We start from the raw sequence: 24,311 nt of genomic DNA on the forward strand, positions 1-24,311 counted from the left end.
ACACACTAAATACAAAGGTATAGACTATGAAGAACACAGCCCTGCTACTTATCGACTTTCAAAATGACTATTTCCCTTCATACGAAGGTGCAAAATGGGCGCTGTCTAAAACAGAGAAAGCAGCCGAAAAAGGTGCACAGTTATTATCCGCTTTCAGAGACAAGCAATTTCCTGTGGTTCATGTACGTCATGAGTTTCCGACGAATGATGCTCCTTTCTTCTTGCCAGAATCAGACGGTGCTCAAATCCACAGCAGCGTGACTCCGCTAGAAAGCGAGCCAGTCATCGTAAAGCATCAAATCAATAGCTTTAGAGACACCGAACTGAACAAGGTGCTAAAAGAGCAAGGCGTTGAAAAGCTGATCATCGTTGGCGCAATGAGCCACATGTGTATCGATGCTGTAACTCGTGCAGCAACCGACTTAGGCTATGAATGCCACGTAGCGCATGACGCTTGCACAACCTTAGACATGGAGTTCAATGGCGTTAAGGTTCCAGCAGCGCATGTCCATGCCGCATTCATGGCAGCGCTTAGCTTTGGTTACTGCAATGTCGCAACGGCCAGTGAGCTTGAAAGTATTCTTTAACAAGTACGCCGAAATTTTCAATCTGTTCATTACAAACACAAAAAAGGCTCCTATTAAGGAGCCTTCTTATCGAAGCCAGTTACGACTGAGTTTGGACAATTACAACTAAGCGTTAGCCACTTGGCGTGCCGGGTGTTTGATAAACACAGCAACCACAGCCACGATTGCAAGAGCAAAACAGTAGTACGAGTTAGCTACAATATCCAAAGGCGATAGGTTAAATACCGAACCTAATAGCAATACCTGCGCACCGTAAGGCAACACGCCTTGAATCACACAAGAGAAGATATCCAACAAACTTGCAGAACGACGTGGAGACACATTGTTCTCTTCAGCCAACTGACGAGCCACACTACCAGACACAATAATCGCTACTGTGTTGTTTGCAGTACACACGTTAACCATAGATACCAAGCCAGCAATGCCTAGCTCACTCGCACGGCCATTCGCTTGCTTAGAGTGTGAAGAGCCAAACGCACGAATCACACCGCTTACCAAGTTAGTCAGAAACGCCAATCCACCTTGACGACGCATTAGCTCACTCAAACCACCAATTAGCATCGACAGTAGGAAGATTTCCTGCATATTACCGAAGCCTGCATAGATATCTTGAGCGTAATCAGTCATACCGTAGTTCTCAACAGAACCTAGGCTCACACCACCCGCCAGCAAGATACCAATCGTCAGCACAACGAACACATTCATGCCCGATACCGCAAGAATCAGGATGGTGATGTACGGCAGTACTTTTAGCCACTCAATTGGACCCGTTTCAGGCACTTGAGTTGCCGTGCTGTTGAAAGCAAAGATAACGATCGCGATAAGAGCAGCAGGCAGTGCAATGCGGATGTTCTCTTTAAACTTGTCTCTCATCTCACAGCCTTGCGAACGGGTCGCGGCAATCGTGGTATCAGAGATAATAGACAGGTTGTCACCAAACATCGCGCCACTTAAAACAACACCAGCCGTCAGTGGAATGCTCATGCCTGCTGAATCTGCAATGCCTAACGCAACAGGGGCAACCGCAGCGATAGTACCCATCGACGTACCCATTGCTGTCGCGATGAAAGCTGAAATTAGGAAGATACCCGGTAGAATCATGCTTGTCGGAATCGCCGATAGACCTAGGTTTACGGTCGCGTCAACGCCACCAGACGCTTTAGCCACAGCCGCAAAAGCACCCGCCAATAGGTAGATCATACACATTGCGATAATGTCTTTGTGACCTACTCCACCTAAGAACTGTTCGATAGCACGGTTCAATTTATCTTTGCTTAGCAACAACGCTAGCATCACTGCAGGCAAAGCCGCAATCGGAGCTGGAAGCTGATAGAAAGCAAAATCGACGCCTTGCAGTGACAAGTACGTACCTACACCAATAAACAGCGCTAGGAACACGATCAGAGGGATAAGCGCAACTGCCGAAGGGGCAATTACCGCATTAGAATTTTTCGAATTGGACATGGAACATCAACGCAATAGAACAGGAAGGTGAGCAGACTAATGTCACACTTAGAGCTTGTCAACGTCTAGACGTCTAAACGCCCAATTTAATGCAAAGTAATAAGCACGCCATTGAACATCACATAATAGAAAAGGCTACTTACTAACCAAGTAAGCAGCCTTTAGATAACAGATCATGTAGATAACAAGCTTTACAACTTTTGCTTGAACGTCACTTGGTATTCACCAATGCCTTCGTAATGGAAGGTCGTTGGCTTATCGAATCCCATCTCTACGATACCGCAGTAAGAACCCGTTATGATTGCTTCACCTGCTTGGAAATCTACGCCACGACGAGTCATATAGTTAATCAGCCAGTAAATTGGGCTTGGCGGTAATGTATTTGGGTGCTTACCTGCGAACGCTTGAACTTGTTCGCCTTGGGTCACTTCAATGTTGATCTCAGCAGAAGTGAACGCTTTTTCACGGTCAATCTCTGGGCCAATGAACAGACCTTGGTTTACTAGGCCATCGGCAAGCTTTTCGTAGAACTCAGCACCGCTGTCATCAGCAAAGCGAGACTGCATCAGCTCAAGTGCCATATGGCAAGAACCAATAGCGTCATTGATTTGCGCTTCGCTGTAACCTTCTTGGTTTGCTGGTAGGCTCTTAGCAAGCGTAAATGCAATTTCAGGCTCAACACGTACTACGTCGTTGTCTGCAAACAGTTCACAAACTTCGCCTTGTTGAACGCTGCCCGAGAAGATTGGCGCAACAATGAACTTGTCTTCAGCTAAAGGAAGCAAACACTTCCAACCACCGACCTTGTCGCTCTTGAGATCGATCATTGATGATTGGATCTTTAGCGCATCTTCCAAGTTATTCGGACGGTACTGTTCGTCCAATCTTGGTGCTTTGGTTCCCGCAACGCGGCGACTTAGCAGTTCTTCAGCTGCTTGCCTAAATACATTTGTCATATAATACCACCTTTATTTTTATGACCAGTATAGTATCGGATTTCTTGAAGCTTGAATAGACAATTAAGCAACGAAGCAACACCGCAAATTCAGCCATTAATTTCCGCATATTCTAGACGCAAACAACTGAAACTATGTTGATTTAAGCCAGTAAATTCATTACTGGTTTTTCGGTGTGTTACTGATGATTAGGCTTTACTGCCCTTTCAACGTCTTCTTGAGGTTTTGCATGAAGTTTCTAAAGTGAGGCATGAAATCAACAAACAGAGGGTGCTTTCTATCTTGCATCATCATTGGGCCAAGTAAGCGAATGCTCACCCCTAATCGCGCTGCAGATTGCTCGTCTAAACCGCTGTCTTGTTTGATCTTCTCAACAATCGCGAACATGTTTTCTCTGTCTTCAACTTCAAACTGCATGGTTTGCAGTTCACGATCTTCTTTGATGTTCACTTCTTCGATAGTGATGCGGTAGTTGTTATGTTTGCCTGTGAATGCTGTCATGTGGATCTCCTACAATGCTTAAAAAGTGTGTTGGCTAGCTCTTCATGAATCGTTCGAGCTTAGGTTTAACCGTCATCGACATCACGACCATGATCGTAAGGCCAATAGGAAGCGCTGCAATAAATCCATTAAACCATCCACTGGTAAACGCCGATGTATCCGAAAATCCAATGTTATTTGCCGCTGTTACAAATGCCATGATGGACTCCATGATAAAAGCCATAATCAATCCCACGATTAGGTTGCGAGCTTTCTCACCATAATTGGGTAATACCTTGGCGACCAACTTAGTCACCAAAGTCATCATCACCATGCCAATTGGCATCATAATCACGACAACTAGGGCTAACGAAGAGAGCCATTTGCCGATGAATGCCTCACCGAATCCGACATTCATGTAGGTCATCACGGCCGTTAAGCTGCCGCCAATGGTTAGCATTAAGCTCATCATGACCATAATTTTGTATAAAACGGGTGTGCCTTTTTGCTCAGGAAGAGTTGGCGTTAGTGTTGCTTGAATCGTCATATCTATTTCCTGCCTTGAATTTACGAACAATTAAGTTGATAATGTCAACTATAAATATAGTGGTTGATAATGTCAACTACTTTCCTGAGGATCGTTTATGTCTGATAACACATCACTAGAGTCTATCTTTCGCTTAGTGCACTCTTTGAAACGTCAAATGAGCGAGCAGATTGAGAGCTTGGACTCTGAGATCGCACCAATGAACATTCGCGTCATGAAGATCATTACCAAGAAGTCTCCATGTACGGCTATCGATATCGCACACTTCCTAAATCGCGATAAAGCACAGGTCACTCGATTGATTAACGCTTTGATCAGTCAGGAACTTGTGAAGAAATCTCCGAACCCAGAAGACAAGCGCAGCCAGTTATTGGTTCTGACCGATAAGGGTCAAGAGATCATGAGTAAGGTATCGAATATTGATCGAGAGATGCTGCAGAGAATGACCAAAGGCATGGCCGACGATGAGTTAGAACAGTTCCGAAAAATCGCGAACAAAATGGCTAAGAATCTCGAAAGTTGCTCTAAGTAGAAGAAGCCCTTTCGAATAAGCCACTCGTGTCAAAAAGCAAAAACGCCACCGAATCGTAAGACGGTGGCGTTTTGTGTATAAGCTGGGTTTGTCCAGCTTAACGGTTTAGCTATGTCTATCTGGATACAAGCTTTAATTCGATGCTAGTTTCCACCATGCTTGAACAGGTACTGGTTCTGAAATCACCAAACGCTCACCCATCACAGGGCTCACCATCTGCACATCTCGCTCTTTGCTTATCGCGAGAGCTTGTTCCATTGGGTCTTGCCAATCGTGCATAGAAAGATCAAACGTACTGTTGTGAATTGGCATCATCACCTTACCTTGCAGGTCGATGTGTGCTTGAACGCTCTGTTCTGGGAACATATGAATATCCGCCCAAAGTGAATTGTATGCGCCCGTTTCGACCATGGTTAAATCAAACGGCCCGTAGCGCTCACCAATCTCTTTGAAGCCATTGAAGTAACCAGAGTCACCACTAAAGAATACTTTCTTATCTGAAGCCTTGATAACCCAACTCCCCCACAGTGTTTGGTCACGATCAAGTAAGCCACGACCAGAGAAGTGCTGTGTCGGCGTCAAAGTAAACTCGATATCGGCGGCTGTTGCTGATTCCCACCAGTTCAACTCAATGATCTTTGCTTTATCCACGCCCCACTTTTCAAGTAGCGCACCGACTCTGAGTGGCACCAAAAACGTACCTACTTTATCGGCTAATACCTTAACCGCGCCTTTGTCTAAATGGTCGTAGTGATCATGGCTGATCACCACCACATCAATATCAGGCAGTTCTTGCAGTGAGATTGGTGTTGGATGGAAGCGCTTTGGCCCCATCCATTGCACTGGCGATGCGCGATCACTGAACACAGGATCGGTCATCACTAGCTTGCCATCCAGCTTCATCATCACACTTGAGTGACCCAAGCGGTAAGCAACGTCGTCTTGTTCTTCGATCAGTTGCTCGGCTGTCATCGGTATCAGAGGCAATGCAGCACGCGGCACCGGCTCATTCCTTTCCACTGTCACATAAGCTTTCAGGATTGAAAAAATATCAGACATACCCGATTTGTATTCCAGCTCACTGTTAACAAATTTCTTCGGAAGCTTATCTAGATTGTCGTTTGATTGTGAACCTGTGCTTACGATAGCGACCACGGCAAGTACTCCTAAAATCGGTAATAGATATTTTTTCATTGGTATCTCTTTAATCATTGGGTCTATCCCAACGCAAAAACTACACTGTATAGTTTACATATCAAAATTAAAAAGTAAACCAATGAGTGTAATTTTTAATTTGCGAGACGAGAATGTATAGAACTCGGCTTCGAAAGTACGAATAAGAATGATCTTCCATATTTGTACAAATATCGTTCAACTCTCACTTCTATAATTCGTTTATTGACCAAAGAGTCAGGTTTTATTTAACATTATATTTACAAATGAACATTAAACGTTTTTAGAAGGGACTCTAAATTGCAATTTACTATACGAACTAAGGCAATATTGGCGACGATCATCGCAGCTCTCGCCATTATCAGCGTGATGGGGATTTATTCTTTTCAATCGAGCCGAGCCATTTTAATTGATAGAACCTTTGAAAGAGAGCTACCTGCTTCGCTTGGCGAGGTGAGTAATGAAATCAACCTTAAGTTAGAAACCCCTATTCTTGCATCAAAGATGATGACGCTGTCTCCTTTGATGAAGCAAGCCTCACTCTCAGAGAAAAACCTCCGCGCCTATCTTGAGTCGGTCAAAAACGAATTCAATGCCATCAGTGCCTATTACGTATCAAACGAAGCAAGTACTTACTACACACACAATGGCGTTCTAAAAACTATCTCAGCCAACGAACAAAGTGACCAATGGTTCTACCGTTTCATCCAGTCAGATAAAGCGTTTGAGCTCTCTTTAGATATTGATGCCGGCACTGGAATCCCAGCGCTATTTGTCAACTATGTGGTTACTCGAAACGGCGAGCGTATCGGTGTAACTGGCATCGGCTTGACCTTGGAAAGTATTACCCAATTGATCAGCAACTACAGTGTGGGTAAAAGCGGTATTGTTTTACTAGTCGATAAACAAGGGACCATCAAGGTTCACCCTGACAAAAACCTAATTGGTCAGTCACTGAACTCTGTCGGGATTGAAAGTAGCCTGCTACTCGGTAGTCAGCAAACCATTGTTCATGAGGGTATTGTTGACGGGCAGCCTCAAATTCTAGGCTCCAAAGCGATGCCGGGGATTGGTTGGACTCTGATTACTCAGATCCCCAAGCAAGATGTATTAAGTGAATTAAACGGCTTCAGTCAAACCATTATCTTTATGGCTTTACTCATCGCTGCAATCTACACACCAATCGCAGCGTGGGCGACCAACAAACTGTTGCTGCCTTTCGTTGAAGTTGCTGAACTATTGCAGCAGATAGGAAAAGGCGGTGGCGATCTAACACTTCGCTTGGATGACTCCCGTCATGATGAAATAGGCCAGATTGCGAAAGGATATAACCAATTTGTTCAATACCTTAGCGACCTGCTTAAAGACGTGTCGAATACGGGTCAGCAAATATCAGAATCCATTCAGAGCGTGGATCGAATGGCTCAATCGATGGAACAAGACATCAAACAACAAACTAGCCAAATAGAACAAGTCGCCACAGCCATTCACGAGATGGGAGCCAGCTCTGACGAAATCGCCCAAAACGCTAACGGTGCAGCCGATAGTGCGAGCAGAGCTTCAGGTGCAATAAACATCGGCCAAAAATCGGTTACTGTCACCTCAGAAAGTATCGAACACATGAACCAACAACTCGACGACACCACGGCCATCGTTAATCAACTCGCTCAAGATGCTAACTCTATCGACACTGTGTTGGATGTGATCAGCGGTGTTTCTGAACAAACGAACTTATTAGCACTGAATGCCGCAATCGAAGCCGCTCGGGCAGGAGAACAGGGCCGAGGGTTTGCGGTGGTTGCAGATGAAGTAAGAACACTCGCCTCACGAAGCCAAGCATCAACTGAAGAGATACGCGGCATCATCGAGCAACTTCAACAACGCACGCAACAAGCTGTGGCAGCGATAGAAACGAGCACCACATTAGGAACTAACTGCCGAGTAGAGGCTTCCAATTCAGAGCAACAGCTATCGAGCATTTCTCATAGCGTCGATGAGATGAATGCTATGAACATGCAGATTGCCTCTGCGACAGGGCAACAATCTAATGTGATCAACGAGATATCACCGCACATCTCCGGTATTTCTGAAATAGCCAGAGAGAGCGATAACATGATTGAGCGAACGGCGCAGGAGTGTCAGCACTTACGCACCAAAGCGATGCATTTAACGAATCTGGTTTCTCAGTTCAAATGCTGATCTCACAATTTAAGACTTCCTAGAAAAACTAGTGATCTAAGCTTTGTCAGTAAAACTTAAAGCTAATCAGCAGACCATACATTCTTGAAATCTGGCCATCCCCAGTTGGTGATGGCTACGTTTTTCAAAATGCCTTGGAAACGCACGGTTTGTAGGTGATGGAACATGGGCACTAACCAATAATCAGAAATCAACGTCGATGCAACGGGCTCCAACTCTGCCAAGTAATTCGGCAGTTCAACCGAAGCTTTGTGATGATCTAAGCGCTGTTTGAGCCAATCACTGTTCATCTCACCTAGTGCCGAGTGTAAAACAGGATCGTTCATCATCCACGAAAACAGTGAAGAAGGGGCATTGTCATCGAGATTGAGGTTGCACAACACCAAGTCTTCTTTTAAATCACCACTCTGAGAAAGTTGTGCCAGTTCTCGGAAGCTGTAGGTATTCACCTCCACTTCAACACCATACCGTTTGAGTATGTCTGATACGCAAATAGCACATCTATAGAGCGCATAGTAATTGTAAACGGCGATGCTCATCTTTTTCGGCAATTGTGTTTCTTTCGAAGGCGTTCGATACAATTTCTGCCAACTTGGCAGTATATTTTGAGCAAAAGAGACGCTGAACAACCCCTTGTTATGTTCCAATTGAGACAAGATATCTTGTGGATTAGCAAGCCCTGAAACGTACTTGCGTTGTTCGTCGCTTAACGGGTTCGCCGCAGAGTTTTGATTGAAAAGGATAAACAGACACCCATCCTCGACTCGGCTACGAAGGCCATCAGTTTCAGCCGACACCAGCTTCGCGTCGCTTTTTCCGAGTTGATGAAAACAAGACGAATCTTCATAAGGTGACACCTGCATTTGGCTGTCATCAAAGCGAGCATTGCCCGTCATCGACTCTTCGAATTGCCAAATCGTCACTTCATCCGTCAGGGAACGACAACCGTAATAATGTTCGAATGCGGTAAGTTTAATACGTTCGTTATTAGTCTCAACCACTTTGAAAGGGCCTGTTCCAATCACGGCATGAGACACCGAGTTTAATGGCGATGGCTCACGAGTCACTTGCGCAGCAGGTTGAATCGAATACTTAACGCCTGCCAATAAGCCCGCAAAGCCGGTGTCTGCTTTGGTCAATTGGAAGCTGATCCTTAACGGCTGTTCACTGTAAACCGAAGCAACATGGGCTAACTCTGTCTGATAGAAAGGTAGCGGTTGTAAGGCGGTAAATAACGACACGAGTTGCTTGGCGTCGACGGGTTGACCATCGTGGAAGGTTAAGCCAGGGCGCAAATAGAAAGTCCAAACTAATTTTTCAGCATCATATTCCCAATGGTGCGCCAGTTCAGGCTTCAACTTGCCCTTGCCATTACAAGTGACTAAGCAACTGAACACTTGCCTGATCAAAAATCGTTCGCTACTGCGGTGAATATGATGCGGAAATAGGTCTTCAAACTTACGTTTATAGGTTAATTGAACGTGCAGCAGCCCTTCACGCATCGTCGCACCAGAGGTTTCTTGGAGGAGAGAGCCAAATATCGCGCGGTCGTTGTCTAGAATTGAGAGTGCTTTTTCGTATTTGCCCTGCTCTATCAGTTTACTAGCAACATGTTGAGTCAACTCTTGATTGCTAAAACGTAAAGTCAGATTAGAACGTTGATTCCTGCCGACTTTTGGCTCCCACACCAACCATTCAGCCTGATGCATCTTGCCTAACAAGGTTCGTGCATGGCGCAAGCTGGTGAACAGCTTGTCTGCCACCTCAGTTAAGGTAACTGAATGTGAGAGGTTAGGCTCAAACGAATCTAGCCTTGTGTAGTAACGCATCATGTTTAGATCAGACAAATAATGAACCTTTTTAGAAACAACCCTTCCTGATTAAGCCCATTATAAAACACATCAGCCCAAAAGTAGCGCTAAAAGACAAAAACAGGAACAACTTAGTAAAAACCCATCTGTTTATTACTTCCTATTAATTAACCATAATTAATGGGTCAACAAGGAACTTTGAGTTCCCACCAAAGCCTAATACAAGAGAAGTAATCATCATGAGAAAATACTATCTTAATAAGCTTAAAAGCACCTGTAGCAAGCTCGAAAGAGAAGCACTACGAACACTTATAGAGCTATGTAACTGGCGTTATTAGTACACTTTTAAGCACCGAGTTAACGCGAGTTGAGTACTACCTAATATGCTCCTACCCCCAATATGAGTTAGGTCTCAACTCGCTTTTCCATTCAAAACGTCTTCTAAACCCTGCTGTACCAATCACTCACACATACGATAAATTTCTGTTGTCGACTCGACAAATTTAATTCGTTTTCTTAGTTAAACGAAAAGCCTTAAGGTTCGCCCCGAAGCAAGCAAGGAGCCTCAGAAAAACTGAAAGCTCAGCTAACAACTAATTTATTTGCAGTTACCAATCAGGTATTAACTAAGGAAACGCCATGCGTATCGCAATTCTTTCTCGCAACGAAAATCTATACTCTACTTCTCGCTTAAAAGCGGCAGGAGAAGCTCGTGGTCACCAGGTCGATGTTATCGACACGCTGCACTGTGATATAGATATCGCGAGTAACAATCCGAAGATTCGCTACATGGGTGAAGAGCTACCTCAATACGATGCTGTTATTCCACGTATTGGCGCTTCCATTACCTTTTACGGCACTGCGGTTGTTCGCCAATTCGAAATGATGGGCACTTTTTGTATCAATGAGTCAGTAGCAATCAGTCGTTCTCGCGACAAACTGCGCTCACTACAATTGTTGTCTCGTAAAGGTATTGGCTTACCAAAAACAGGTTTCGCTAGCCGCCCAGACAAAATTCAAGACTTGATCAAAAACGTAGGTGGTGCGCCACTGGTTATCAAGCTTCTTGAAGGTACTCAAGGTATCGGCGTGGTTCTAGCAGAAACAAACAAAGCAGCTGAAAGCGTTATCGAAGCATTCATGGGCCTAAAAGCGAACATCTTGGTTCAAGAGTTCATTGAAGAAGCTAATGGCGCAGACATCCGTTGTTTTGTTGTGGGTAACAAAGTTATTGCAGCAATGAAACGCCAAGCTGGTGAGGGTGAATTCCGCTCTAACCTACACCGTGGCGGTACAGCTCAATTGGTTAAACTAACCAAAGAAGAGCGCGCTACAGCGATCAATGCAGCTAAAATCATGGGTTTAAACCTATGTGGTGTCGATATTCTACAATCTAAGAATGGCCCTGTTGTAATGGAAGTGAACTCTTCTCCAGGCCTAGAAGGTATCGAGAAATCAACAGGCAAAGATGTGGCAGACATGATTTTCGAGTTCATCGAAAAAAATGCAAAACCAAACGCTAACCGTACTCGTGGCAAAGGCTGATTAAACGCCGTTTACTCATGATTGGAAAAAACATGAACAATAAAATGATCATAGGGAATACAGAAGCACTTTGCTTACCAGAGTTAGGGATAACTGGACTACATACGCGTGTTGATACAGGGGCTCAAACCTCTTCTCTACACGTAGACAATCTACTATGTGTAAAAACAGATGGTGAAAACTTCGTTGAGTTCGATCTTCACCCAGACGTTTACCACTTAGAAGAGACAGTGCGCTGCAAGGCGAAACTGAAAACGAGTAAAAGAATCAAATCATCGAACGGCGAAGTTGAACACCGTTGTGTGATTGAAACCATGCTAAAAATTGGTGGTCAGGAATGGCCTATCGATATCACACTAAGCAACCGTCAGGATATGACTTATATGATGCTGCTTGGTCGTCAAGGCATGAGTGACAAAGTGATTGTTGACCCTGCGGGCGAATTTCTAATTTCTCACTAATTGAACTGCTCCACAGCTCAAATAGTGAGTCAACAACACGTATTAATTAAGGCCAGTCTTTGAGACTGGCCTTTATTATTTATGGCGATTTTTTTTATCTTTAAACCCAAATCGCCAAACAGATTTAACCAAACCTTTGAGTTTGATTTTAGTCACTCGCCAATGTGTCACTGGTCTTCTTGGCGCACTCATCAACAGATGTTCAAAGGCTTGCTCACTCAAATTCACTTGTCCCCCATGCGCCACCAGCAAGGTGTCAAGCTGCATGTCATAGATACGAGATACCGACTCTCAGTACTTGTTAGGATGAAAGATAGGGAAAGGCGGGATCAGCTTCTTTTTCACTTCTACCATTAGGTCTGCCACATAGGCGACACTGTGTGATGGGCAATAGACGGAAAGATCTCTGTCAGTGTGACCTGGTGTTTCTAGAACTAACCAGTCATCAAAGCCAGGAATGCTATCACCATCAGACAACTTGTAGTCCGGCTTTAATTTTCTTGAATACCATAGGTTTGCTTTGGGCTTGCCCAATCGATTTGCCATCCATCGTGCCAATGCCAGATCGGTCAAGTGCATCAATATGCCATCGATGCCGTGATACCAGTCTTTGTCTCGGTTTGCTGCAACCAAATTACAATTTGTCAGCTTTCTGAGCTTGTGCGCTGCCCCTGCGTGATCTGGATGCATGTGCGTAACCACAACCGTATGTAGATCAGCAAAATCACGCATAAGCTCTGTTTCGATGAAATCTTTCAAATGCGGGATGTCGGCTCGACACGCACCATCAAGCAAGAGCAACCTGTCAGGGTACTCTACGAGATACATGTCTTGGATATAGCCTTTGATGGTATGCAGCTGCAAACCCACTCCTTGTGATAAACCAACTGGTCAGACCTATACCATAGCAAACTCACCATCAATTGTGATCATTTTGTTAAAAGCAACAATCTAAAACCAGATAGATAGCTCGAATCAAGATTTCCATTGGTATCTACTAAGATTACTCAAATCCAACGTTACTCAAAATCAATGTTACTCAAGTCCAATTTAACTCAGAATAATGAGGGCACATTCCAAAGATGATCATCAATTTCATCCGATATTTTTCAGCATTATCGAATGCTCACATAACCGAAAACCTTGCTCAACAAGCCTTGCGCTTTAAGCACTGAGCATCATTTGTCGTGACGACAAAATACGTGATTTGGTGACTTGAGTTATTCGGACTATATATGCGCCTCTAATTTATTGTCTGAGTGCTATACATGAACCAACTTATCGATGCTCTTTCTACCCAAGGTTACTTTGTTTGGGATGACTTCTTAACTCACGAAGAAGTAGTGGCATTGAGGGATTGCATTCCAGAGAACTGGAAAAAGGCTAGGATCGGCCGTAACGATGACGTAGCACGAGAAGCAACGATTCGTAGTGACAAAATTCAGTGGGTACGCCGTGATATGGGCGAACCAGCATCTCTGTTCCTAGACAAAATGGAACAAATTCGTTTAGAAGCAAACCAAGCATTCTTTTTAGGTCTATTCGAATACGAAGCGCACTTTGCAAAATACGAAAAAGGCGACTTCTACCAGAAGCACTTAGACTGCTTCAAAGGCAACGAGAATCGCCGCCTGACCACCGTATTCTACATGAATGACGAATGGTCTGAGGAAGACGCTGGTGAGCTTGTGGTTTACGATCTAAAAGACAATCACATCGCAACCATTCCGCCAAAGGGTGGTCGACTGTTGGTATTCTTGTCTGAACAGTTCCCACACGAGGTTCTGCCAACCAACACAGAGCGATTCAGTATCGCAGGTTGGTTCCGTATTAACGGCGTGAAAGATAACCAATTGGACATCGCGCACTAAGCTAAACCAATCTTTATCTTATCTAGAGCCTATTTCATCGAAAGCCTCTCCATCGAGAGGCTTTTTCGTAGATGAGAATCACTAGACGTGACAAGTCTAATCGACCGCTTTCATTAGCAGAGTCACAACACGGCTATTTGGCTTCACGATTGCTCTGGCGTAATAGAGAAAACTGATATTTAATAAATATTTACGATGCGTCTTAAAGAAGGATTAATTATGTCGTCTATCATCGTAGGTCATCGTGGTGTAGCGGGTACTCACCCAGAAAACACCAAAGTAAGCATTGAACAAGCCGCTAATCTTGGCTTGAAGTGGGTCGAAGTCGATATTCAAGTGACTCTCGACGACCAACTTGTCGTTTGTCACGATCACACACTAGAACGCTGTAGTGATGGTAAAGGCCGTGTTGATGAACACACCTTGGCAGAGCTGCGCCTGTTAGATTTTGGTCGCTGGAAATCAGAACAGTTCACCGGTGAAAAAATACTGACTCTCACTGAGTTGTTGAGCTTGGTTGAAGCCCATGATCTGAGTGTTAATCTGGAAATTAAAGTCGATAGCAAACACCAAGCGCCTCATGTGGTCGATCTTCTGCACACTGAACTGATCCGCTCAACGCTGGATACCGACAGGATCTTACTTTCAAGCTTCAGTCACCAAGTCGTTGCTGAAATGGCTCACCACTTACCGAGATACCGAGTTGGTGTGATAACAGAGCAACTGACCCAAGCCGATCTTATGCTTATTAATGAGGTAAAAGCGTTCAGTTGTCACATGAACTATGAACATGTCGATCAGAACGATCTCGACACGTTAAAAGAAGCGAATATTCAAACGTGGTGCTACACCGTCAATGATCCGTCTCAGTTCAAATTTCTCTCAAAAGTAGACGCTGTATTCACTGATTTTCCGAATCAATTTAGCTCTATAAATTGACCGGGCGAATACCGAAAAAGCACGCCTCAAGAGACATTAAAATTAACCCCAATAAACCTGAAAATTAGGTAGCAAACACAAGTGAGTAGGAGTACATTCCGCTACTCACTTGGTTTCATTAGCTCGCTCTATACAGACAGCTTCATTGGTTACTTAATTTATGGATCTCATTTTTAGTCCAACTTACCCAATTTTGGGTGCAATCTTCATTTTCGCCGCTATTGTTCGTGGTTTTTCAGGTTTCGGTTTCACCTTAGTGGCATTGCCGTTAAGCGCGCTATTCGTGCCTGTTATCGAACTGGTTCCTGTTTTCATGTTGATCGACCTACTCGGCAATATTCAATTGCTGCCTAAAGTTCGAAAGCACGTTAACTGGCGCTGGGTTTCAAAGGTGTTTATCCCTTGTTTGGCCTTCACTCCAGTCGGCTTACTCTTACTCAAATCGGTTAGCCAAGACACGATCATCTTGATCATCAGCGCTTTTATCTTTGCGTCTGCACTTATGATCTACAAAGGCTTTCAATATCGAAGTGAACCTAGATTTGCGCCTTATATTCTCGGCAGCCTTGCTGGGGTAATGAATGGTGCGGCTTCAATGTCTGGGCCTCCAGTTGGCACGCATGCATTAGCAAGCCCAGTCGAACCTCACATTGCCAGAGCGGGTCTTATCGCGTTCTTTGTGTTGGCTGATTCCAGTGCGTTTGTCTCGGCATCGATAGCGGGATTAGTCGACCGTGATGTGGTCTGGCTTACAATTATACTTTTACCAAGCAGCATGTTTGGTGGCTATGTCGGGTCTAAATTGTTCGAGAGATTTGGCGGAGAGAAATTCAAGCCAGTCACTATTGCCCTGCTGGTAGTGATAGCCATATTCAGTGCAGGGCGAGTACTCGTCTAAATTGGGTAAGTGAACACCTAAACTCGGTAAGTGAAACATAATCTGGGTAAGTAAAAATCTAAACTGAACGAGTAAAAACAATCTGGGGGCTACCATTCGATATGGATAGGAGTGCCCATTTTAACTAGTTCAATAAACGCATCCATATCTTGATTCGTTAAAGCAATACAACCATCCGTCCAATCAAAACTTTGAATAAAACTAGGTGAACGACGCTCACCATTTTTGATGCCGTGGATTTTGATATTTCCTCCCGGACTCAGATCATGTTTTTCGGCCCACTCTCTGTCGGCGGATTGTGGGTAGTTGATATGTACTGAACGATAAAAATCAGACTCTTCCATAATATAATCGAGCTTGTATTGCCCTTCTGGGGTTCGATTATCCCCTTCAAATCGCTTATGCCCTTTGGGCTGCTTACCCAAGGCTATCCGAAACTCTTGTACGACCTCATCGTCTTTAAATAAGTACATTCGACGTTTCGATTTATCGACCTTAACCAAAGTGACTACTTGAAGTAGCGGGTCTATCTCTGAAGCAATATTAGGTACGTTGTAAAACTGTTGAGATGAGCTTTGAGGTGGGCGCTTCGATGAACCTTGAGAAAGCTGAGCAACCTTATTCTTATTGTCGTTAGAATTGTCGTCAGAGCCACTTTCAAGAACGTCACCCACAACAACCACATTGTTTGAGTTCGCGCTCGTAGGAGACGTTGAGAGAGCTTGGGAATGAGAAGGAGCCGACTCAAACACGATGGTTTCTATCGCCGTTGCATCGGAAACGATTTTCTCGACTACAAGCTTCTGTGCTTCTGATTTCGGTACTACTGGCGGCTTTACATATTGCGGCGTATCAGTAGCAAAGGAAGTCGCTGAATAGACTAGAGAACTAGCAAAGAGTAAGTACAGTGATAAAGGCAAAAACAACCGCACTCCTAAATCCCCTCTAAGCTCATAGACATGGTTCGAGACTGAGTTTCCATTCCTAACGATTCATAGAAACTCTGAGCTTGCTGGTTAAACTCCATCACTTCCAAACGAAGCTCTATCGCTCCTCTGGCCTGCGACCATTGGTTGAATGATTTCATCAACGCCTTACCGACACCTTGGCTTTGAATCTGATCGTTGACCACAATCGTATTCACCCGCGCGACTTTATGCGGTTGAATAAAGCTCACCCCTTTGTTCTGCGTCACTTTGCCGGCAAGAAAGCCAACGACCTGTTCGTCTTGAACCGCAACAAAGAAGGAACCGAGCGGGTCTATCATCAACCCTAACCAATACTCTTCGCTGTCGCCAAGGCTTCGTGACGGTGGTGCAAACACCATAGGTGCACCAAGATGATGTTGACGGTTTATCTGCTCAGAAAGCGCTAAAATAGAGCGGATGTCAGTTACCTTTGCGGTACGAATTTGCATATCATCACCTTGTTTGAATTCCATAATACCTTAGCAAAAATGACTTACTTGTGCACCGTTGTCCTAGCCAACTCAGGTATGTTTTTGACGGCGAAAATGGATATTAGGCTGCATTTAAACGGGAATTGTTCCGCAAATCTAAGGCACATTAGCGACCTTTGAATGCTACTATCTCTGCAGAATCAATACACTAACGACTGGATACCTATATGATTAAGTTTGCTGTAATTGGAACCAATTGGATTACACAAAAGTTTGTTCAAGCTGCCCATGAAACTCAATCGATGCAACTTGCTGCGGTTTATTCACGAAACTTAGATAGCGCGGCACAGTTCGCCCAAGAATTTGACGTTGAAACGACTTATGACTCTCTCGAAGCATTAGCCAGTGACAGTACAATAACAGCGGTTTACATCGCATCTCCAAACTCAATGCACTGTGAGCAATCGATCTTGATGATGAAGCACGGCAAGCATGTAATTTGTGAAAAGCCTGTCGCGTCAAATATTGATGAAGCCATTCGAATGTTTGAAGTCGCAAAACAAAACGGCGTGGTGTTGTTTGAAGCGTACAAATCCCAGTTCCTACCGAACTTTAAACAAATCCAACTTGGGTTAGAAAAGATTGGCAAGGTACATAAAGCACACATCAACTACTGCCAGTATTCATCGCGCTACCAAAAGTACCTCAACGGTGAAAATCCAAATACGTTCAACCCTGCCTTCTCAAACGGCTCAATGGTCGACATTGGTTTCTATTGTGTCGCCGCTTCCGTGGCACTGTTTGGCAAGCCTCAAGCAGCTCACGCTTCTGCTAAATTGCTTGATTCTGGCGTGGATGCTCATGGCTGTGCGATCTTCCAGTACCCTGAGTTCGATGCCACTCTCGCGCACTCTAAGGTCAGTGATTCCTATGCGCCTAGTGAGATCCAAGGTGAACAAGGGGCGATCATTATCGATCACATCGCTGAATGTACGGATGTTAAGATCCGCTATCGCGATGGTTCGGTAGAAAGCCTCACGCAACATCAAAGTGAGAACTCAATGAGTTATGAAGCGCAAGCCTTTGCCGATTGTATTCATGGCGATCAAGCAACCAAAGCTCAAACAACACAGCGCGCTTTAACCGTTTGCAAGCTAATTACAGAGATGCGTCAGCAAGTTGGTGTCGTTTACCCTGCAGACAAATAGGCACCACAAATACGCTAATGGTCTGATAACTAAGAAATAGTCATTTATACATAACCAAATTTAATCTTTACGACAAACAACTGGATTAGTTGATTAGAGAGTCATCTGTTTAAATCCGCGTTCGATATCTATCGTACTTATTTAATTTATTGAAGGTGTGTAAAGTGTTTTCAGTTGATGATCGCGTTGTAGCAACAAAAGGTGTTGAACTTGGTGAAATGGTAGTGACTGGCCTAAGCGCTGGTGGCGGCTACGTTCACGTTACAACTGTAGAAGGCGCAATGACGCTTACTTACCCAGTGCAAGATCTTAAAAAAGCATAGTTTAACCACTTTGCTCTTTTAGTAGACCATCTGCTAAAGGTAACAAAATACAGGCTTTGGCTGATCTCACTCTTCTGCATTAGAGGGGATTGCCAGAGCCTTTTTTGTACCTGCTATTTCCCAGTAACCTTCCCATTAGTTTACTCATTGCAGTAAAGCCGAATCCAACAGACAATAGAACTAATAAAATAGTATTAATACCAAGTGCTTATTGTCGGTTGATGCTCACTATTTTGAATCTTAGGGTTTATTGACACTTAACGTTATCGACGCTTAATGTTCGCAATACTTTCTGATATATTAGCATTAACTTATATTTATAATGACCTGAACTAAGGGAAGCTATGAAGCTTTACATTTACGACCACTGCCCTTTCTGTGCAAGAGTGGCCTACATCGCTCAATCTCTAGGCTTGAACATCGAACTTGTTTCTGTGGATTATGATGATGCCCAAACCCTTATCGATTTGATCGGTAAAAAGATGGTACCAGTCTTACAGAAAGACGACGGTTCTATCATGGCTGAAAGCTTAGATATCATCGCTTACTTCATGGACTTGAAATCAAGTGATGAACAACGTGTACCATCAGAACAAGTTACTCTGTTCCAAAGCCGCGCATTCCCGCTAAGCCAACGCATTGGTCTGCCGCGTTGGTCGAAACTGGACCTTGCTGAATACCAATCAGAAGCCAGTAAAGCAGCATGGCGCGCAGCCAAAGAAACCGAAGAGCTCAACTTCGACAAACTGATTGAGCAAACGCCGCAGTTCGTTGAACAGATTAATCCGCTATTGAAAGACGCCGAGCTTCTACTGAACCTAGAAAATGGTGAGTCGGCACTGCCGCTTATCGATCAAGCGGTGTACTTCTCTATGTTGCGCGGTTTCTGTGTTGAACCAAGCATCACATGGCCACCAGCGCTTGAACGTTGGTTAGAGAAGCAAAGTGAAACGCTAAAGCTGTCTTTACTTCGTTAGAAAGCCGCCTCAATTTCGCTAAAACGCTTTTCCTAAAAGAAGCTAGGAGCTGTGACCAGCTTTTAGCTTCTATTTCGTTCTATTCTCTATCTTAATCAATTCCAACAATACCATTCACAATTCATTCATACTGACACCCGTACGATATATGCAATCCTGTATTGTTAGAGCCCTGTATGAGCACATTAAAAACCACACTGCTAACCCTATTCGTATCACTATCTATCTGGTTCATATTGCCTGTTGAGCTCGAACTAGCACGAAAAGTCCCTGCATTTTTTGCCGCAGTCTCAATGTTAAGTATGGCGATGGCAATGCTCATTAGCTGTCGAACTAAATGGCTAGACCGCCTGATTGGTGGGATAGATAAGGCTTATGTTTGGCACAAATGGCTAGGCATTTCAGGTGTACTTGGTGCTAGCTTCCACTGGTTATTGGTTCCAGGCCCCGCAGGTAATGGTATTGATCCAACCTTTGCTGATTTTGGAGAAGAAGTGGGACAGTGGGCGATGTATGGCCTCATTTTATTAGGAGCTATTAGCATGGTCCGTCAGATCCCATACCGAATTTGGTATTACACCCATATGCTAATGGGGCCGATTTTTATGATCTCGGTTTATCATACTTTCTTCTCAGACGTGCCGTTTAGCCTAACCAGCGTAACTGGTATCACTCTGCTAATGGTTTCCGCTATCGGCATTGTAAGTTGGGTCTACAAAATCATCTTTAAGAAGCGAAATTTCTGCGCCTACACGGTTAGCGATATTAAACAGATAGACAACGCTGTTGAGGTAACCCTTGAAGCTGAATCCAAAACAATTGATTACCAAGTAGGACAATTTGCTTACCTCGACTTTAATTTGGATAAAGTATCCCACTTTCATCCTTTTACTATTACGTCTCATCCCAGTGAGCAACAATTGAGCTTTATTATTAGAAACTTAGGCAAGCATACTCAGGCGCTACAAACACAGCTAGCCATAGGCCAAAAGGTAACCGTTGATGGTGGTTATGGACAACTCATGCGTAAAAAGAAGGCAAGTCAGCCACAAGTATGGTTAGCAGGAGGTATAGGCATCACACCTTTTATTTCTTGGATAAAGGCAACGGCTAGTCCAGAGCAAGAGGTTCACCTATTTTTTGTTGGCCGAGGAAAGTTTTACCGCTTAATGGTTCAAAAGGTGACGGAGATAATTGGAACTAAGAACATTCAATTACACATACAAGATAGTGAACAAGAGCGCCTGACTGCTGATGGTATTAGTGAGAAACTATCTTTGCCACTGTCCATGTATCAAGTGTTCGGTTGTGGGCCGACCCCAATGCTCAGCTCATTAAAAAAGCAACTGGTAAGTAAAGGATTAAAGCCTAGCCATTGGCACAATGAAAACTTTGTTATGAGATGATAAGACGCCAATCAACAAGGCTCGTTGTTGGTCACAAGTGGTAAAACCAACAACGAGTAGCTCTCGGCAGTTAGAATCAAAGCAAGCGGCGTCGCAACCCTGTACGTTCCAAGATTCGTGTCGAAATCTCTTCAACAGACAGTGACGAGGTGTTGATGTATGGAATGGCTTCACGTCTGAACAAACCTTCTACCGTTTGCAGCTCATACAAACATTGTGAGTCACTTGCGTACTCACTGCCTGCCAATCGATTTTCACGGATCTCGGTCAGCCTTTCCGCATCAATCGTCAAACCAAACAGCTTATGACGATATATCTCAAATTCCGGTAGCAACCTTAAGCGAGCAATATCATCATGGATAAACGGATAGTTTGCGACGCGTAAACCAAACTGCATTGCCATGTACAAGCTCGTTGGCGTTTTACCGCTGCGAGAGACTCCCAACAAGATAATGTCTGCCTCTTCCAAGCCTTTTAAAGTAATGCCGTCGTCGTGCGCTAACGTGTATTCGATAGCAGCAATACGGTCGAAGTATTTGTCCGAGTCTTTATTAACGCTACGAGAACGCTGCAGCTTCGGCTTAGGCGCCATTTTCGTATCATCTTGCACTTTCTGCACGATACTCTCTAACACGTCATAACAATGCGCAGGCGCATCTAACAGCTTGAGTTTTATCTCCGGAATCACAATCGAGAAAAAGACCAAAGGTTCATGACCTGTTGCTCGATATGAAATCTCGATCTCTTTCAATAAATCAGAAAGTTTGTCTTCACTTTCGACAAACGGGAAGGTTTTTTCATTAGCTTCGAATGGGAATTGACCTAGAACAACATGCCCTAAAGTCTCACATGTTATGGCCGTTCCATCAGAAACATAGAATACATCACGACTTTGGATATCAATTTGCATTTTTTATTTAATGTTTAAAATTATTTTGAGTAGGATGGGAACCATAATATATATAACGAAACCCTGCTGACTATTACGTCCCCCACAGCTTTAGAAAATAATTTACATTTTTTTAAACTGATACGTAATCGTTTGCCTTTAAATCCCTACAATGCTTGCTATGTTTCTGGAGAAATAAATGCAAAATAACACCCTATGGTTCAATGGCCTTTCCATGGAAGATGTCGACAAAGTCGGCGGTAAGAATGCTTCACTTGGCGAGATGGTTTCTAACCTAGCCAACGCTGGCGTATCAGTACCTAATGGTTTTGCTACCACATCTTATGCGTTTAACAACTTTCTTGACTACAAAGGTCTTGATGAGCGCATTCACCAACTCCTTGATGAACTTGATGTTGAAGACGTTGACGCACTGCGTAAGACAGGTGCAACAATTCGACAATGGGTTCTAGACGCACCCTTCCCAGAATCACTAGAGCAAGATATCCGTGATAACTACCGCGAACTGATTGAAGGCAACGAAGAATTGTCTGTTGCGGTTCGCTCATCGGCAACAGCTGAAGACCTTCCAGATGCTTCTTTTGCAGGCCAACAAGAAACCTTCCTTAATGTGAAAGGTATCGATGCGGTTATCGAAGCAACGAAACACGTATTCGCTTCACTGTTTAACGATCGCGCTATCTCTTACCGAGTACACCAAGGCTTTGATCACCGTGGCATTTCATTGTCTGCGGGCATCCAGCGTATGGTTCGCTCAGACAAAGCTTCTTCAGGTGTGATGTTCACGCTTGATACTGAATCAGGCTTCGACCAAGTGGTATTCATCACCTCTTCTTGGGGCTTAGGTGAAATGGTCGTACAAGGCGCGGTGAACCCAGATGAGTTCTACGTTCATAAGCCAATGCTAGAAGCAGATCACTACCCAGTAGTTAAAAAGACGTTTGGTTCTAAGTTGATCAAGATGATCTACTCAACCAACCAAGAGATCGGCAAGCAAGTTGATATCATCGATACGGATACTCAAGAGCGTAACGAGTTCTCACTGAACGATGAAGAGATCAAAGAATTAGCAAAACAAGCGATGATCATCGAGAAGCACTACCAACGTCCGATGGACATTGAGTGGGCAAAAGATGGCATCGACGGCAAGCTTTACATCGTTCAAGCTCGCCCTGAAACAGTATGTTCTCAAAGCGACCAAAACGTTATCGAACGTTACGAACTAAACAACAAGGCAGATGTCTTAGTTGAAGGCCGTGCTATCGGTCAACGTATCGGTTCTGGCCCGGTTCGTTTGGTTGACTCTCTAGACCAAATGTCACTGGTTCAAGAAGGCGACGTGCTGGTAACTGACATGACAGACCCGGACTGGGAACCTGTGATGAAGAAAGCCTCTGCGATTGTTACTAACCGTGGCGGCCGTACTTGTCACGCAGCAATCATTGCTCGTGAACTAGGCATTCCTGCCATTGTTGGTTGTGGTACCGCGACAAGCAGCCTAAATGACGGCGACACCGTAACAGTGTCATGTTCAGAAGGCGAAACAGGCTACGTTTACAACGGCGAACTCGACTTTGAGATCAAACGTTCTGAAGTTGATGAGCTACCAATGCTGCCAACTAAAGTAATGATGAACGTGGGTAACCCAGATCGTGCCTTCGACTTTGCTCAAATCCCGAATGAAGGTGTTGGCCTTGCTCGTCTTGAATTCATCATCAACAAGATGATTGGTATTCACCCTAAAGCTCTGTTGAACTTCGATGAGCAAACGGATGAGATCAAAGCAGAAATCAACCAGCGTATTCGTGGCTACAAAGATCCTATCGATTTCTACGTAAGCAAGCTAACAGAAGGCATTGCTACAATCGCTTCTGCATTCTGGCCTAAACGTGTGATCGTACGTATGTCTGACTTCAAGTCGAACGAGTACAGCAACCTTGTTGGCGGTAAAACGTTTGAACCACATGAAGAGAACCCAATGCTGGGCTTCCGTGGTGCATCTCGTTACATCTCTCCAGTATTTGAAGACTGCTTCGAGCTTGAAACTCAAGCGCTAAAACGTGTTCGTAACGAGATGGGACTGAAGAACGTTGAAATCATGATCCCATTCGTTCGTACTCCGAGCGAAGCAGCATCGGTTATCGATATTCTGGCTAAGTTTAACCTACGCCGTGGCGACCAAGGTCTGAAAGTCATCATGATGTGTGAGCTTCCATCGAATGCGATTTTGGCTGAGGAATTCTTGAAGTACTTCGATGGCTTCTCTATCGGTTCAAACGACATGACACAGCTGACACTTGGCCTAGACCGGGATTCAGGTGACGTTGCTCACTTATTCGACGAGCGTAACCCAGCGGTTAAAGCGATGCTGAAAATGGCTATCGATGCAGCGGCTAAAGCCGGTAAATACGTGGGTATCTGTGGCCAAGGCCCATCTGACCATGACGACCTAGCGGAGTGGTTAATGGAGCAAGGCATCAGCTCTGTTTCACTAAACCCAGATACGGTTATCGACACGTGGTTGAAGCTTGGTAACGTTACGAATAAGTAACGGTTAGCGTCAACAAGTAGATATAGAGTCAACAAAGCCAGTCATCGCGACTGGCTTTTTATTTACTGCATTTT

The 24,311-nt window shown here is 44.3% G+C and carries 22 protein-coding genes and 1 pseudogene; 13 read left to right on the forward strand and 10 right to left on the reverse strand.

The window, feature by feature from the left end; all coding sequences use genetic code 11:
- Nucleotides 1–26 precede the first annotated feature (26 nt).
- Nucleotides 27–587 (forward strand): cysteine hydrolase family protein, encoded by a 561-nt coding sequence (locus AC3CKG_RS17620; RefSeq protein ID WP_488529669.1) that lies wholly within the window; start codon nt 27–29, stop codon nt 585–587.
- Between the two features lie 105 nt (nt 588–692).
- Here the strand turns inward: AC3CKG_RS17620 and AC3CKG_RS17625 are convergent, their stop codons facing one another.
- The 4 genes from AC3CKG_RS17625 to AC3CKG_RS17640 form a co-directional block, all read right to left on the reverse strand.
- A complete protein-coding gene (locus tag AC3CKG_RS17625) occupies nt 693–2,051 on the reverse strand; it encodes a Na+/H+ antiporter NhaC family protein (RefSeq protein WP_488529670.1) in 1,359 nt (452 codons plus the stop codon).
- Nucleotides 2,052–2,242: 191 nt separating this feature from the next.
- Nucleotides 2,243–3,007, reverse strand: a complete 765-nt coding sequence (locus AC3CKG_RS17630; protein ID WP_488529671.1) for a hydratase — start codon at nt 3,005–3,007, stop codon at nt 2,243–2,245.
- 195 nt (nt 3,008–3,202) lie between these two features.
- A complete protein-coding gene (locus AC3CKG_RS17635) occupies nt 3,203–3,508 on the reverse strand; it encodes a DUF3861 domain-containing protein (RefSeq protein WP_102559173.1) in 306 nt (101 codons plus the stop codon).
- Between the two features lie 34 nt (nt 3,509–3,542).
- Nucleotides 3,543–4,034: a DUF2798 domain-containing protein gene (locus AC3CKG_RS17640; RefSeq protein ID WP_102579576.1), complete on the reverse strand. Its 492-nt coding sequence runs from the start codon at nt 4,032–4,034 to the stop codon at nt 3,543–3,545.
- Between the two features lie 97 nt (nt 4,035–4,131).
- Here AC3CKG_RS17640 and AC3CKG_RS17645 point away from each other — a divergent pair, with 97 nt between their 5' ends.
- Nucleotides 4,132–4,566 (forward strand): MarR family winged helix-turn-helix transcriptional regulator, encoded by a 435-nt coding sequence (locus AC3CKG_RS17645; RefSeq protein WP_004729905.1) that lies wholly within the window; start codon nt 4,132–4,134, stop codon nt 4,564–4,566.
- A 132-nt stretch (nt 4,567–4,698) separates the two neighbouring features.
- On the opposite strand, the gene AC3CKG_RS17650 is transcribed toward AC3CKG_RS17645, so the two are convergent.
- A complete protein-coding gene (locus tag AC3CKG_RS17650) occupies nt 4,699–5,760 on the reverse strand; it encodes an MBL fold metallo-hydrolase (protein WP_488529672.1) in 1,062 nt (353 codons plus the stop codon).
- Between the two features lie 279 nt (nt 5,761–6,039).
- Between AC3CKG_RS17650 and AC3CKG_RS17655 the strand changes: the two genes are divergently transcribed.
- Nucleotides 6,040–7,938 carry a methyl-accepting chemotaxis protein gene (locus AC3CKG_RS17655; protein WP_241905905.1) on the forward strand — a complete coding sequence of 633 codons (1,899 nt, stop codon included), beginning with the start codon at nt 6,040–6,042 and terminating at the stop codon, nt 7,936–7,938.
- A 62-nt stretch (nt 7,939–8,000) separates the two neighbouring features.
- On the opposite strand, the gene AC3CKG_RS17660 is transcribed toward AC3CKG_RS17655, so the two are convergent.
- Nucleotides 8,001–9,785, reverse strand: coding sequence for an SgrR family transcriptional regulator (locus AC3CKG_RS17660; RefSeq protein ID WP_102312788.1), 1,785 nt, complete (start codon nt 9,783–9,785; stop codon nt 8,001–8,003).
- Nucleotides 9,786–10,388: 603 nt separating this feature from the next.
- On the opposite strand from AC3CKG_RS17660, the gene rimK reads away from it, so the two are divergent.
- Both rimK and AC3CKG_RS17670 read left to right on the forward strand, forming a co-directional pair.
- Nucleotides 10,389–11,294, forward strand: a complete 906-nt coding sequence (gene rimK / locus AC3CKG_RS17665) for a 30S ribosomal protein S6--L-glutamate ligase (protein ID WP_012601042.1) — start codon at nt 10,389–10,391, stop codon at nt 11,292–11,294.
- A 32-nt stretch (nt 11,295–11,326) separates the two neighbouring features.
- Nucleotides 11,327–11,755, forward strand: coding sequence for an ATP-dependent zinc protease family protein (locus AC3CKG_RS17670; RefSeq protein WP_004733090.1), 429 nt, complete (start codon nt 11,327–11,329; stop codon nt 11,753–11,755).
- A gap of 75 nt (nt 11,756–11,830) precedes the next feature.
- Here the strand turns inward: AC3CKG_RS17670 and AC3CKG_RS17675 are convergent.
- Nucleotides 11,831–12,619 (reverse strand): annotated as a pseudogene (locus tag AC3CKG_RS17675) (MBL fold metallo-hydrolase).
- A gap of 404 nt (nt 12,620–13,023) precedes the next feature.
- Between AC3CKG_RS17675 and AC3CKG_RS17680 the strand changes: the two are divergent.
- The 3 genes from AC3CKG_RS17680 (at nt 13,024) to AC3CKG_RS17690 (ending at nt 15,463) form a co-directional block, all read left to right on the forward strand.
- Entirely contained in the window at nt 13,024–13,626 is a 603-nt protein-coding gene (locus AC3CKG_RS17680) for a 2OG-Fe(II) oxygenase (RefSeq protein ID WP_009846307.1), read from the forward strand.
- A 219-nt stretch (nt 13,627–13,845) separates the two neighbouring features.
- On the forward strand, nt 13,846–14,565 hold the full coding sequence (locus AC3CKG_RS17685) for a glycerophosphodiester phosphodiesterase family protein (RefSeq protein WP_102312786.1): 720 nt from the start codon (nt 13,846–13,848) through the stop codon (nt 14,563–14,565).
- A 160-nt stretch (nt 14,566–14,725) separates the two neighbouring features.
- Nucleotides 14,726–15,463, forward strand: coding sequence for a sulfite exporter TauE/SafE family protein (locus AC3CKG_RS17690; RefSeq protein WP_102360899.1), 738 nt, complete (start codon nt 14,726–14,728; stop codon nt 15,461–15,463).
- A gap of 89 nt (nt 15,464–15,552) precedes the next feature.
- Here the strand turns inward: AC3CKG_RS17690 and AC3CKG_RS17695 are convergent, their stop codons facing one another.
- Both AC3CKG_RS17695 and AC3CKG_RS17700 read right to left on the reverse strand, forming a co-directional pair.
- Nucleotides 15,553–16,395, reverse strand: coding sequence for a L,D-transpeptidase family protein (locus tag AC3CKG_RS17695; RefSeq protein WP_488529673.1), 843 nt, complete (start codon nt 16,393–16,395; stop codon nt 15,553–15,555).
- 2 nt (nt 16,396–16,397) lie between these two features.
- On the reverse strand, nt 16,398–16,880 hold the full coding sequence (locus tag AC3CKG_RS17700; protein WP_029223624.1) for a GNAT family N-acetyltransferase: 483 nt from the start codon (nt 16,878–16,880) through the stop codon (nt 16,398–16,400).
- Between the two features lie 209 nt (nt 16,881–17,089).
- Between AC3CKG_RS17700 and AC3CKG_RS17705 the strand changes: the two genes are divergently transcribed.
- From AC3CKG_RS17705 to AC3CKG_RS17720, 4 genes are all read left to right on the forward strand, one after another.
- Nucleotides 17,090–18,070, forward strand: coding sequence for a Gfo/Idh/MocA family protein (locus tag AC3CKG_RS17705; protein ID WP_488529674.1), 981 nt, complete (start codon nt 17,090–17,092; stop codon nt 18,068–18,070).
- Nucleotides 18,071–18,234: 164 nt separating this feature from the next.
- Nucleotides 18,235–18,393: a hypothetical protein gene (locus tag AC3CKG_RS17710; protein WP_017111595.1), complete on the forward strand. Its 159-nt coding sequence runs from the start codon at nt 18,235–18,237 to the stop codon at nt 18,391–18,393.
- A gap of 344 nt (nt 18,394–18,737) precedes the next feature.
- Nucleotides 18,738–19,370 carry a glutaredoxin 2 gene (gene grxB, locus AC3CKG_RS17715; RefSeq protein ID WP_136993275.1) on the forward strand — a complete coding sequence of 211 codons (633 nt, stop codon included), beginning with the start codon at nt 18,738–18,740 and terminating at the stop codon, nt 19,368–19,370.
- A 176-nt stretch (nt 19,371–19,546) separates the two neighbouring features.
- Nucleotides 19,547–20,776, forward strand: coding sequence for a ferredoxin reductase family protein (locus AC3CKG_RS17720; protein WP_488529675.1), 1,230 nt, complete (start codon nt 19,547–19,549; stop codon nt 20,774–20,776).
- Between the two features lie 76 nt (nt 20,777–20,852).
- Here AC3CKG_RS17720 and ppsR read toward each other — a convergent pair whose 3' ends face one another.
- On the reverse strand, nt 20,853–21,686 hold the full coding sequence (gene ppsR / locus AC3CKG_RS17725) for a posphoenolpyruvate synthetase regulatory kinase/phosphorylase PpsR (protein ID WP_009846294.1): 834 nt from the start codon (nt 21,684–21,686) through the stop codon (nt 20,853–20,855).
- A gap of 178 nt (nt 21,687–21,864) precedes the next feature.
- On the opposite strand from ppsR, the gene ppsA reads away from it, so the two are divergent.
- Complete coding sequence (gene ppsA, locus AC3CKG_RS17730; RefSeq protein WP_488529676.1) at nt 21,865–24,237, forward strand: phosphoenolpyruvate synthase; 2,373 nt, start codon at nt 21,865–21,867, stop codon at nt 24,235–24,237.
- The last annotated feature ends 74 nt before the right edge of the window (nt 24,238–24,311 follow it).

The sequence above is a fragment of the Vibrio sp. QJM3NY_15 genome (genome assembly GCF_057785995.1).